The organism is Planomonospora corallina (assembly GCF_042650625.1).
Lineage (GTDB): Bacteria > Actinomycetota > Actinomycetes > Streptosporangiales > Streptosporangiaceae > Planomonospora_B > Planomonospora_B corallina.
In genome coordinates this window covers 119003-130319 of sequence record NZ_JBHSBM010000023.1, presented here as the reverse complement: position 1 = coordinate 130319, position 11317 = coordinate 119003, and the positions used below count along the sequence as shown (strand labels likewise).

10 protein-coding genes are annotated in these 11317 nt (G+C 73.9%); 6 read left to right on the top strand and 4 right to left on the bottom strand.

All coding sequences use genetic code 11. The features are described from left to right. Positions 1-167 precede the first annotated feature (167 nt). Both ACFOWE_RS19885 and ACFOWE_RS19880 read right to left on the bottom strand, forming a co-directional pair. On the bottom strand, positions 168-1454 hold the full coding sequence (locus ACFOWE_RS19885; protein WP_377289942.1) for an ArsB/NhaD family transporter: 1287 nt from the start codon (positions 1452-1454) through the stop codon (positions 168-170). Positions 1455-1675: 221 nt separating this feature from the next. Further along, on the bottom strand, positions 1676-2572 hold the full coding sequence (locus ACFOWE_RS19880) for an SPFH domain-containing protein (RefSeq protein ID WP_377289940.1): 897 nt from the start codon (positions 2570-2572) through the stop codon (positions 1676-1678). A gap of 192 nt (positions 2573-2764) precedes the next feature. Between ACFOWE_RS19880 and ACFOWE_RS19875 the strand changes: the two genes are divergently transcribed. From ACFOWE_RS19875 to ACFOWE_RS19865, 3 genes are all read left to right on the top strand, one after another. Next, positions 2765-3862, top strand: a complete 1098-nt coding sequence (locus ACFOWE_RS19875) for a HAMP domain-containing sensor histidine kinase (RefSeq protein ID WP_377289938.1) — start codon at positions 2765-2767, stop codon at positions 3860-3862. A gap of 158 nt (positions 3863-4020) precedes the next feature. After that, positions 4021-4656 (top strand): response regulator, encoded by a 636-nt coding sequence (locus tag ACFOWE_RS19870; RefSeq protein ID WP_377290371.1) that lies wholly within the window; start codon positions 4021-4023, stop codon positions 4654-4656. Between the two features lie 84 nt (positions 4657-4740). Continuing rightward, complete coding sequence (locus ACFOWE_RS19865; RefSeq protein ID WP_377289936.1) at positions 4741-5811, top strand: DMT family transporter; 1071 nt, start codon at positions 4741-4743, stop codon at positions 5809-5811. On the opposite strand, the gene ACFOWE_RS19860 is transcribed toward ACFOWE_RS19865, so the two are convergent. Then, the gene (locus ACFOWE_RS19860; RefSeq protein ID WP_377289934.1) at positions 5801-7066 is read right to left on the bottom strand and encodes an FAD-dependent oxidoreductase; all 1266 of its coding nucleotides are present in this window, start codon (positions 7064-7066) and stop codon (positions 5801-5803) included. The genes ACFOWE_RS19865 and ACFOWE_RS19860 overlap by 11 nt on opposite strands. 73 nt (positions 7067-7139) lie before the next feature. Between ACFOWE_RS19860 and ACFOWE_RS19855 the strand changes: the two genes are divergently transcribed. Together ACFOWE_RS19855 and ACFOWE_RS19850 are read left to right on the top strand one after the other, a co-directional pair. Continuing rightward, entirely contained in the window at positions 7140-7844 is a 705-nt protein-coding gene (locus ACFOWE_RS19855; protein ID WP_377289932.1) for a TetR/AcrR family transcriptional regulator, read from the top strand. A gap of 272 nt (positions 7845-8116) precedes the next feature. After that, positions 8117-9082, top strand: coding sequence for a DMT family transporter (locus tag ACFOWE_RS19850; protein ID WP_377289930.1), 966 nt, complete (start codon positions 8117-8119; stop codon positions 9080-9082). A gap of 158 nt (positions 9083-9240) precedes the next feature. Here the strand turns inward: ACFOWE_RS19850 and ACFOWE_RS19845 are convergent, their stop codons facing one another. Continuing rightward, a complete protein-coding gene (locus ACFOWE_RS19845) occupies positions 9241-9861 on the bottom strand; it encodes a GNAT family N-acetyltransferase (RefSeq protein WP_377289928.1) in 621 nt (206 codons plus the stop codon). A 199-nt stretch (positions 9862-10060) separates the two neighbouring features. Between ACFOWE_RS19845 and ACFOWE_RS19840 the strand changes: the two genes are divergently transcribed. Beyond that, positions 10061-11278 carry an acyl-CoA dehydrogenase family protein gene (locus tag ACFOWE_RS19840; protein WP_377289926.1) on the top strand — a complete coding sequence of 406 codons (1218 nt, stop codon included), beginning with the start codon at positions 10061-10063 and terminating at the stop codon, positions 11276-11278. The last annotated feature ends 39 nt before the right edge of the window (positions 11279-11317 follow it).

Sequence of the window (11317 nt, the reverse complement as noted above, 5' to 3'; positions counted from 1 at the left end):
ACCCGTGGCGGAGGCGGGCCCCGTACCGGGTCTCCCTACCCGCGCAGCGGTGGCGTTACCGGCCCGGCCGGCCGGCGCGGGGACGGCGGCCCGCGCGCCCGTCCCCCCGCGCGCCCACGTCCGTGCCCGTGTCCGGGTCCGGGTCTGCGTCTCCATCCGCGCCCCCGTCACGGGAAGTACCTCAGGCCGACGTAGGCCCAGGCGATCGCCGTGCTCAGCACCGTGACGAGGGCGCCGTACTTGGTGAACCGCCAGAAGGGGATGGGCCGGCCGGCGCGGGCGGCGATGCCGATGGCCACCACGTTGGCGCTGGCGGCCACCGCGGTGCCGTTGCCGCTGAAGTCGGCGCCCAGGGCGAAGGCCCACCACAGCGCCTGGCCGGTGGCCGGGTCGGGGGCCTGGGCCACCACTCCTTCGACGATGGGCGCCATGGTGGCGGTGTAGGGGATGTTGTCGAAGAAGGCGCCGAGCACCGCGGAGCCGAACAGCAGCGAGGTGGCCGCGCCGAAGAAGTCGTCGCCGATCAGGCCGATCGCCCAGTCGCCCGCGGTGGAGATGACGCCGGTGTGCGCCAGTGCGGAGACCATGACGAACAGGCCCATGAAGAACACCAGGGTCGGCCACTCGACCTCGCGCAGGCTCTCGGAGACGTCGGTGCGGGTCGCCAGGATCATCACGCCGGCGCCGGCCAGGGCGATGACCGACGGGTCGACGTGCACGACGGAGTGCAGGCAGAACCCGGCGATGACCAGGCCCAGCACGGCCAGGCAGCGCCTGAGCATGCGCGGGTCGGTGATGGCGCTCCGCTCGTCCAGCGCCGTCACCTCGGCCACCCGGTCGGGGTCGTAGCGGAACGAGCGGCGGAACATCAGCCGGCAGAGCAGCACGAACAGCACGAGGATCACCATGACGACCGGCGCCAGGTGGACGAGGAAGTCGTTGAACGTCAGCCCGGCGCGGCTGCCGATGATGATGTTGGGCGGGTCGCCGATGAGCGTGGCCGCGCCGCCGATGTTGGAGGCCAGGACCTCGGCGATGAGGTACGGCTGGGGCGGGATGTCGAGCCGCTCGCACACGACCAGGGTGATCGGGGCGACGAGCATGATCGTGGTGACGTTGTCCAGAAACGGCGAGGTCAGACCGGTGATGGCCGTCAGCAGCACCATGAGCCGGTACGGCCTGCCCCGGGACCTCTTCGCGGCCCAGATGGCCAGATAGTCGAAGACGCCCGTCTGCTTGATGATCCCGACGATGACCATCATGCCGAACAGCAGGAAGATGACGTTCCAGTCGATGCCCTCGTGCTGGGAGAAGAAGACCTCCGCCCCGGGGGCCAGTCCGAGGACCAGCATCACTCCGGCGGCGATGAGCACGACCTTGACCTTGTCGACCTTCTCCGCGGCGATGAAGGAGAACGCCACCACGAAGCCGGTCAGCGCGACGACCGCGCTCATCGGCCGCGCCCCGGGGGACCGGTCCGCGCGCGGGCCGGGGCGGGGACGGCGGATGCGGCGGGTGCGGCCGACGGTTCCGCGGCCGGGGCGCGGCGTGCGGACGCCGTCAAGGAGAGATCGTGCACGATGAGGCCTTTCGGTGACGGGACGGGTGCGTGGAGTAGCGGGTCATGTGGACGGGGAACCCGCGCGATCCCGAGGGGGAGCGCGGGCCGTCCGGATCAGCGGGTTCCCCTCTCGGAGGAGCACACGGGTTCCGCGCCGGAGTCGAGGCGTCCGTCCCTCCCCCGGCCCGCCTGGGGCGGGACCGTTCCACCGCGGGCCGTGCGGTGGCCCGGAGCCGCCTGGGGCGGGACCGGCAGGGTCGGGGACGTCCGGTGGTCCGGAGACGTCCGGTGGTCCGGGGACGTCCGGTGGTCCCCGGTGGAACGGTGCGGGACCGTCCGATGGTCCGCGACGGTCCCGCGGAGGCGGGCCGCGTGCGCCTCCGCCCAGCGGACCAGCCCGTGGTCGAGGGGGACCTCGATCCGGGAGAGCTCGACGGAGGTGACGTCGACGCCCCACTCCCGGGTCCGCTCGCTGATCCTCGCCGCCAGCGCGTGCCTCCCGTCATCGGCCGGTACGGCCGCGTCCGCCGGGCCGGCCGGACCGCGACCGGTCGCGTCCGCCAGGTCGGCCAGGCCGCGGCCGGCGACGTAGCGGCGGAGCTCCGCCTCGGCCGCGGCTCTCGTGGCGGCGGCGGTGGAGTCCGCGGCGCGGGCGTACCGGGAGGCGTCGCTCACGGACGCGCGGGCGATCCCGTTGAGAGTCAGCGCCACCCCGTCCCCGGTCACGGCCTCGACCCACAGCAGGTCCAGGTAGATCGGGCGCGCCGGGATCCGCACCCCCCGCTCGAGGCACGGCAGGACGAGGACGGGGCCGGGCCCCCTGATCCCGGTGAGACGGCCGAATCTGAACACTCCCAGGCGCTCGCCGGCGCGGACGAGGCGGACGGAGGAGACGGCGAGGAGGGCCAGCGCCAGGCCGCCGACCGCGATCCACAGCTGCGGGGCCTCGACGGCCGTCGCCGCCTGTGACAGGGCCGACGGTGTCTGCGCGCCGTCCGGGGGCACGGTCATGACGTCTCCCTCCTGTAGGTGTGGCGGTACTTTCAATTTTCGTAAATATGGACAGTTAGGGCTATTGGGTCTGACACCCATCTCCGCTGGGAAACGGCATGTAGAGCAGCGTGGGCGAGAGCGGAGACGCCGGGTGCAGATGGGGGACGCCCCGCATGGACAGACCGGCCGTGCCGCGGTGAGGCTGGGAGCATGAACGATCGCACCGACCGGTCCGCCACCGGGCGGACGGGGACCGGGCAGCGGAGCGACGCCGGAGGACCGGGCGCCGGGGAGCGGCCGGGCGGGTCCCGGGGGCGGTGGAGTCCCGCGCAGTCCCTCTTCTGGCGGCTCTTCGTGATCAACGGCCTGGTCTTCACGGTCGGCACGCTCGTGCTGGCGCTCTCCCCCGCCACGGTGTCCTCACCGGTCCTGCTCACCGAGATCCCGGTTCTGACGGTCGGCCTGGCGCTGATCCTCACCGCCAACGCGCTCCTGCTGCGCAGGAGCCTGGCGCCGCTCGACGCCCTCACCGCGCTCATGCAGCGCGTGGACCTGCTCCGCCCCAGCGACAGGCTCGCCGACAGCGGCAACGGGGACCTCACCCACGTGATCGGAGCCTTCAACGCCATGCTGGACCGCCTGGAGAACGAGCGCAGCACGGCCAGCGCCCACGCGCTGGCCGCGCAGGAGGGCGAGCGGCAGCGCATCGCCCGTGAGCTGCACGACGAGATCGGCCAGAGCCTCACCGTGGTGTTGCTCGGCCTCAAGCGCGCCGCGGACCGCGCCCCGGACGACGTGCGGGAGGAGTTGCACACCATCCAGGAGACCGTCCGCGCCAGTCTGGACGAGGTCCGCCAGGTCGCCCGGCGGCTCAGGCCCGGAGTGCTGGAGGATCTCGGGCTGATCAGCGCGATGAACTCCCTGGCCGCCGACTTCTCCGAGATGAGCGGCGTGCCGGTGACCCGCCGCCTCGACCCGCGCCTGCCGGACCTGGGCAACGACGCCGAGCTGGTGCTGTACCGCATCGCGCAGGAGGGCCTGACCAACGTCGCCCGGCACGCCGGAGCCTCGCGCGTCGAGCTCTCCCTGAGCCGGGAGCCGGGCTCCGTGGTGCTGTCCATCGCCGACGACGGCCGCGGCGGCCCGATCCGGGAGGGCTCCGGGATCCGCGGCATGCGCGAACGCGCCCTGCTCGTCGGCGCCCGGCTGACCGTCGACCACCCGCCGTCGGGCGGGACCGTGGTGCGCCTGGCCGTACCGGCCGGAGGGCGAGGGCCGGTCGCGCCGGCCGGAGGGGGACGGGAGTGACCATGGAGGGAAGCGGCTGCCGGGGAGACGGCGGAGGGGGAGGAACGCATGCGGGGAAGGGGCATGAGACGGACGGGGAGGCGGTCGTGACGGAGGCGGCGGGAACGGCGGGGGCGGCGGGAACGGCGGGGGCGGCGGGGGAGCGGCGCCCGACCCGCATCCTGCTCGCCGACGACCACGCCCTGGTCCGGCGCGGGCTCAGGCTGATCCTGGACGCCGAGCCCGACCTGACCGTCGTGGCCGAGGCGGGCAACGGCGCCGAGGCCGTCGACCTGGCCGACGCCCGCGAGGTCGACCTGGCCATCCTGGACATCGCGATGCCCCGGATGACCGGCATCCAGGCCGCGCGGGAGATCTCCCGGCGCGCGCCCGAGATCCGCCTCCTCATGCTGTCGATGTACGACAACGAGCAGTACCTGTTCGAGTCCCTGCGGGCCGGAGCCTGCGGGTACGTGCTCAAGTCCGTCGCCGACCGGGACCTGCTGGAGGCATGCCGGGCCGCCATGCGCGGCGAGCCCTTCCTCTATCCCGGCGCGGTCACCGCCCTCATCCGCGACTACCTGCAGCGCGACGATCCCGCCGAGGGGCCGCCCGCCAGCGTGCTCACCCCGCGCGAGGAGGAGATCCTCAAGCTCATCGCCGAGGGGCACTCCTCCAAGGAGATCGCCGACATGCTGGTCATCAGCGTGAAGACCGTCGACCGGCACCGCGCCAACATCCTGGGCAAGCTCGGCATGCGCGACCGGCTGGAGCTGACCCGCTACGCCATCCGCGCCGGCCTGATCGAGCCGTGACCCGGGCACAGGGGACGGAGCTGGGAAAACAGGTCGATCCTGTTTGGCGACGCCGTTACCCGCCCTTCAGGCCCTCTAAGCTGTATGGATGACCCGACAACCGCTTCTTCCCCCCTGCCCGGCTTTCCCTGGCGGGTGCCGATGACCTGGGTCGGGGTCCTGATCGCCCTCGCCGGTGCGCTCGGCTACGCCCTGGGCGCCGCCCTCCAGCAGCTCGAGGCGGTCACCGAGGGCGCCTCGCTGAAGCTGATGAGGCGTCCCCGTTGGTGGGTGGGGGGTGTCATCGGCTTCACCGGCGCGTCCCTGCACGCGGTGGCGCTGAGCTTCGCGCCGCTGGTCGCGGTGCAGCCGATCAGCGTCGCGACGCTGGTGTTCGCGGTGCCGCTCGCGGCGATGCTGCACGGCAGGAAGGCGCATCGCGCGGAGATCGTCGGGTCGGTCGCGGTGGCCGTCGGCCTGCTGGGCCTGCTGCTGCTGGTCCCCGGGCACGCGGTCACCCCGCACATGACGGGCGGGGAGGCCTTCGGCTTCCTCGGCTGCATCGGGCTGGTCGTGCTGGTGACCCACCTGGTGGGACGGAAGGCGCGGGGTCCGGCCAAGGCGCTGGTGCTCTCGGTCGCCGCGGGCGCGGTGACGGCCAGCGTGTCCACCTTCGTCCGGGTGGTGGGCGGAAACTTCGGCGGCGAGTGGGCCAACCTGCTCAGCTGGTTCACCGTCGCGGTCCCGGTGCTGCTCGTCTGCGCCGTCGTGCTGCTGCAGAAGTCCTACGAGGTCGGCTACTTCGGCATCGCCTACGCGGGCGTGCAAGTGGTCGACCCGATCACCTCGATCATCGCCGGGGCCGTCCTGCTGGACGAGGCGATGCCGTCCGGCTGGGCGAACGTGCTCCCCGCGCTGCTCGCCGGCGCGCTCATGGTCTGGGGCACCATGACCCTCGGCAAGCTCGCCCCGGACCACAAGGCCCCGGTCCCCGCACCGGAGGCCGGGACCCCCGTCCCCGGGACCGGGGCGCCCGCCCCCGAGGCCCCTGTCTCCGGGACCGGGGCGTCCGCCCCGGGAGCCGGGACCCCCGTGCCGGGACCCGCTTCCGGGTCCGCGGCGGTCCCCGCTCCCACCCCGCCCGCCGCGGCGGAGGGCGTCTCGGTCACCCCGTAGGCGGGCGCCAGCCGAAGATGACGTCGCCCGCACCGGCCGCCTTCTCCGGGGCGACGCGAGCGGCGAGCGCCATCGCCGTGTCGCGCAGCCGTACGGCCAGCGGGTTGCGGATCTTCGTGGCCCGGCAGATCGCGGCGGACCGGGACACGATCTCCGAGGTCCGCGCCAGCCGGGCGGCGGTGTAGTCCGCCAGCCGGGCGGCGACGTCGCCGGCGGGGCCGTCGCCGGGCCCGGCCAGGTGGGCCAGGACCACCGCGTCCTCGATCGCCTGGCAGGCGCCCTGGCCGAGATTGGGCGTCATGGCGTGCGCCGCGTCGCCCAGCAGCGCCACCCTGCCCCGGTGCAGCGCGGGCAGCGGGACGGCCAGGTGGTGGACGTCGTTGCGGAGCACGGTCTCCGGCGTCGCCGCGGCGAGCAGCTCAGGGATCGGGGCGTGCCAGCCGGCGAAGAGCCGCCGCAGTTCCGCCAGCCGGGCCGCGCCGTCCCCCGGGTCGCCGCCGGGCGGGACGGTGTCGGTGGCGTAGCAGTAGGTCAGCCCGCCGGCCAGCGGCATGATCCCGAAGACCCGGCCCGCGCCCCAGCTCTCCGACGCCTGCCCGGGCACGCCCTCGGCGGGCACGAGCAGCCGCCAGCTCGTGATGCCGGCGTAGCGCGGGCCGGGGTGGCCGGGGAAGAGCGCCGCCCTGACGGGGGAGTGGATGCCGTCGGCCGCCACCACCAAGTCGGCCGCCAGCCTGTTCCTCAGCTCGTTCCCCGGCCCGCCTCCCGCTCCGGGGGCTCCGCCCCGCTCCCCGGCTCCGGCGGTGGCCTGCCCGCCCTTCCCGGGCGTCGCCGGGCCCGCTGCGAACGCCACCTCGCCGGTCTCCGGATCCACCCCGGTCACCTCGGCGCCCAGCCGTACCGTGCCGGGCGCCAGCCGTGCGACGAGGGCGTCGGCGAGCTGGGCGCGGCGCAGCAGGACCGCCATGTCGCCGTGCCGGGCGAAGACCGCCTCCGCGCTCGTCCTCGCCAGCCACCGGCCGCTCGCGCTCCGCACGCCGCCGTCGCCCTGGACGGCCGCCAGCGCGCGGACGTCGTCGCCTGCGCCGATCGTGTCCAGGGCCCGGAGCGCGTTGGCCGCGACGGCCAGCCCCGAGCCGACCGGCTCCAGCGAGGCGGCGCGCTCCAGCACCGTCACCTCCCAGCCGCGCCGCTGCAGCGCCACCGCCGCGGTCAGCCCGCCGATCCCGCCCCCGACCACCACTGCCCGTGCCATGATCCACTCCTCACTACAGATGTAGTCGAACGCTACTACTCCTGTAGTCCAACTACAAATGTAGTATCCGGTCGTGAGATCCCAGCGGGCGGAGCTCGTCGCCGAGACCGCCATCACCCTCCTGGCCGAGCGCGGGATGCGCGGCCTGACCCACCGGGCGGTCGACGAGGCGGCCGGCCTGCCGCCCGGCTCGACGTCCAATCTGGCGCGCACCCGTTCCGCCCTGCTGGAGCTGGCCCTGGCCCGGCTCACCGAGCTGGAGACGGCGCACTTCGCCTCGTTCGCGGCCGGGCTCCCGGGTGCGCCCCCGGCCTGGAACGGGCTCCCGGGTGCGCCCCCGGCCTGGAACGGGCTCCCGGGTGCGCCCCCGGCCTGGAACGGGCTCCCGGGCCCGGGCGGGGAGGGCGGGCCGTCCGGATCCGGTGGGGAGGGCGGGCCCGCGACCCCGGACGTGCTCGCCGAGGCGATGGCCCGGGTGCTCTGGGCGCAGCTCACCGTCGACCGCCGCCGCACGGTCGCCCGCTACGAGCTCGCCCTGGAGGCGACCCGCCGCCCCGAGCTGCGGGCGGTCTACGACCGGGCGGGGGCCGGGTTCCGCGGGCCCGCCGTCGCCCTGCTGGCCGCCGCGGGCTCCGCCGACCCGGTACGGCACGGCCGCCAGCTGGTGGCCTTCGCCGAGGGCGTGATGTTCGACGCCATCGTCGGGGCCGGTGCGGAACCGACCCTCGACGACCTCCGGCTCGGGGCGCGGGAACTGCTGCGGGGGATGCTGCCCTGAGGCCCGTCCCCTGGATCAGGAGAGCCGTTCCGGGGGCGAGGATTCCCGATGATCGGCGGATCTCGTCATCTGGTACCGGTCCTCGGAGCGGATCGCTCCTGGTGTAGCTTCGCCGGGCCGGTTCGGACCGTCGACGTGGAAAACCGTTCCTCTGCTCGACTGCCCGGCCCGGCGCGTGCGTTTCGCGAGGAGTCCGCCGCCGTGCTCCGTACGATGACCCGCCGGCTGTCCGGGCCCGGTGGCGGGCGACTCGAAAAGAAAGAGATCCCGCGGTGTTCCTGAAGAGCTCGCGTGCCGGAGTGGACCTCATGCTTCTCCTGGTGGCCGCGGTGTGGGGTTCCACGTATCTGGTGGCGAAGGGAATCGTCACGCCGGCCACGGTGGTCGCGGTTCTGGCCCTCCGCTTCCTGGTGACCGCGGTGGCGATGCTGCCCGCCTGTCTCTCCCGGCTGTCCCGTGTCACGCGCGGCGAGGTGGGGACGGGGGTGACGCTCGGATCCGTCCTCGCCGCCGTCTTCTTCTTCGAGACGTCCGGGATCGCCCACACGAGCGCGACGAACGCCGGGCTGGTGATCAGCCTCACCATGGTGCTGACCCCGATGCTGGACAGCGTGGTCAGCCGGTCTCCGCTGCCGCCGGGATTCTTCGCCGCCGCCGGGACGGCGGTGATCGGAGTCTGGCTCCTGGCCTCGGGGACCGGGCTGCGGACGCCTTCCGCCGGAGACGCGCTGATCCTCGTCGCCGCGGCCCTGCGGGCCGTTCACGTCACGGTCATGCACAGGATGTCGGCCGGGAAGGAGTACGACTCCCTGAACCTCACGTACGTCCAGATGGCGACGGTCGCGGTGCTGTTCTGCCTGGCGAGCCCGTTCTCCGGGAGTTCCGTCTTCTCGCTGCTCCCCGCGTTCGGCCCGGCCCAGTGGTCCGCTCTTCTGTATCTCGCGGTCGTCGGCACCGTCTTCGCGTTCTTCGTGCAGATGTGGGCGGTGCGGAGCACGTCACCGTCCAGGGTCAGCCTCCTCCTGGGGACCGAACCCGTCTGGGCGCTGGTGGTGGGAGTCCTGCTGGGCGGGGACCGGATGGGCGTCGACGACGTCATCGGCGCGGGTCTGATCCTCGCGGGAGTCGGCTGGGGGCGGCGCGTCGAACGCCGCCACGGGGAGCCGGGGGAGAAGCCCCGGCCGGTCGGCGGTCTCCCCGGGGGCCGGGATGCGATATCCGCCGCTGATCGGAGCTGATCGGGCTCACACCGCCGCGTGGTCCGAGGTGTGGATCGCAGCCGCCCCCGGCCGGTCGCTGCGGACAGGGGCGGCGCGGGTGAGGGAGTCCGTGTCATGCCGCGGCTCCTGCCCGCCCCGTCATGCGCGGGAGGAGCGCCGGAGGCGCGGCCGGTGGCTCAGGGGGCCGCCGGGGCCGGGACGGCGGGGGAGAGGACGGCCGGGCGGGCGGTCAGGCGGGCGCGGTGCGCCGGCCACTCCTCGTCGAGGATGCCGAAGTAGACCGTGTCCCGCCAGGTGCCGTCGGGGCGGCGGCGGTGGCGGCGGAGCGTGCCCTCGCAGATCCCGCCGATGCGCCGGATGGCGGCCTGGGAGCGGGTGTTGAGGCAGTCGGTCTTCAGCTGGACCCGGTTGAAGCCGAGCCGGTCGAGGGCGTGGTCGATCAGGAGGACCTTGCACTCGGTGTTCACGGCGGTGCGCCAGACGGCCCTGCCGTACCAGGTCCAGCCGATCTCGACGCTCCGGTCGAAGCCGGGCGTGTCGATGTAGGCCGTCCAGCCGACGGCCCGGCCCGTCTCCTCGAGGACCACCGCGAACGGGACGTGCCGGTCGTCGCCGATCAGGCCGCGCGCGAGCGACGCCAGCTCGGCCTCGCTCCGCGGCGCCGGGGCGAGCCAGCGCCACACCTCCTCGTCCCCGCCGCCGGCGGCGAAGAGGTCGGGGACGTGGGCGGGGGTCAGCGGCTCGAGCCGTACGGCGGCGCCGCGGAGGGTCACGGGGGCGGGCATGGTCGCGGTCATGCGGACGACCCTAGGCGGGGAAGTGGCCCGCCGTTAATGGCCACTTCGCGCCCTTTCCCGGGTGCCACCGATGGCGGTCCGTGGCCGGCCGCGGACGCTCCGGGGCGGTGGGGCGATCCCGGATCACGAGTTCGGAGGCGCTGTCGACATGCATACCGTCCGGTCGGTACGCTCCAGGGAAGACTGTGAGGAGGACCCCGTGGACTTCGGGTTCGACGCCAGGACCGAGGAGCTCAGGCAGCGGCTGCTCGCGTTCATGGACGAGTGCGTTTATCCGGCGGAGGAGGCGTTCGACGCCCAGGCCGAGACGGGTGGCTGGAGCCCTCCGCCGCTGCTGGAGGAGCTCAAGGCCGAGGCGCGCGGCCGCGGCCTGTGGAACCTCTTCCTCCCGGGTGAGCACGGCGCCGGGCTGACGAACCTGCAGTACGCGCCGCTGGCCGAGATCATGGGCCGGTCCCCCCGGATCGCCCCCGCCGCCACCAACTGCGCGGCCCCGGACACCGGGAACATGGAGGTCCTGGCCGAGTTCGGGAACGAGCGGCAGCGCAAGGAGTGGCTGGAGCCGCTGCTGCGCGGGGAGATCCGCTCGGCGTTCGCGATGACCGAGCCGGCCGTCGCCTCCTCCGACGCCTCCAACATCTCGCTCTCCATCGAGCGCGACGGCGGCGAGTACGTCATCAACGGCCGCAAGTGGTTCGCCTCCGGCGCGATGAACCCGAACTGCCGGATCCTCATCGTGATGGGCAAGACCGACCCCGAGGCGCCCAAGCACCGGCAGCAGTCGATGGTCCTGGTCCCCACCGGCACCCCCGGCGTGCACGTCCGGCGCGGCATGCGCGTCTTCGGCTACACCGACGCCGACCACGGCGGGCACGCCGAGATCGACTTCACCGACGTCCGGGTCCCCGTGGAGAACCTCGTCGGCGAGGAGGGCGGCGGCTTCGCGATCGCCCAGGCCCGCCTCGGGCCGGGCCGGATCCACCACTGCATGCGGCTGATCGGGATGGCCGAGCGGGCCGTCGACCTGATGTGCGAGCGCGCGGTCTCCCGGACCACGTTCGGCAAGCCGCTGGCCCGCCAGGGCGTCGTCCAGGACTGGATCGCCGAGTCGCGCGTGAAGATCGAGCAGCTCCGGCTGCTGGTGCTCAAGACCGCCTGGCTGATGGACACCGTCGGCAACCGCGGCGCCCACACCGAGATCCAGGCCATCAAGATCGCCACCCCGCGGGAGGTGGAGTGGATCCTCGACAAGGCCGTCCAGGTCCACGGCGCCGGCGGCGTCAGCCAGGACTTCCCGCTGGCGGGCCTGTGGGCCGCGGCCAGGTCGCTGCGCCTGGCCGACGGCCCGGACGAGGTCCACAAGCGCTCCCTCGCCTACCGGGAGCTGAAGAAGCACATGACTCCTCCGTCCTCCTGAGGCGGAGAGCGGCGCGCCGCCGTCCCCGGTCCGCCGGGG

What these genes read in the sequence shown, in the direction of transcription:
- ACFOWE_RS19885 (WP_377289942.1), bottom strand. Translation starts at nt 1,454, where the DNA reads ATGAGCGCGGTCGTCGCGCTGACCGGCTTCGTGGTGGCGTTCTCCTTC.
- ACFOWE_RS19880 (WP_377289940.1), bottom strand. Translation starts at nt 2,572, where the DNA reads ATGACCGTGCCCCCGGACGGCGCGCAGACACCGTCGGCCCTGTCACAG.
- ACFOWE_RS19875 (WP_377289938.1), top strand. Translation starts at nt 2,765, where the DNA reads ATGAACGATCGCACCGACCGGTCCGCCACCGGGCGGACGGGGACCGGG.
- ACFOWE_RS19865 (WP_377289936.1), top strand. Translation starts at nt 4,741, where the DNA reads ATGGATGACCCGACAACCGCTTCTTCCCCCCTGCCCGGCTTTCCCTGG.
- ACFOWE_RS19860 (WP_377289934.1), bottom strand. Translation starts at nt 7,066, where the DNA reads ATGGCACGGGCAGTGGTGGTCGGGGGCGGGATCGGCGGGCTGACCGCG.
- ACFOWE_RS19845 (WP_377289928.1), bottom strand. Translation starts at nt 9,861, where the DNA reads ATGACCGCGACCATGCCCGCCCCCGTGACCCTCCGCGGCGCCGCCGTA.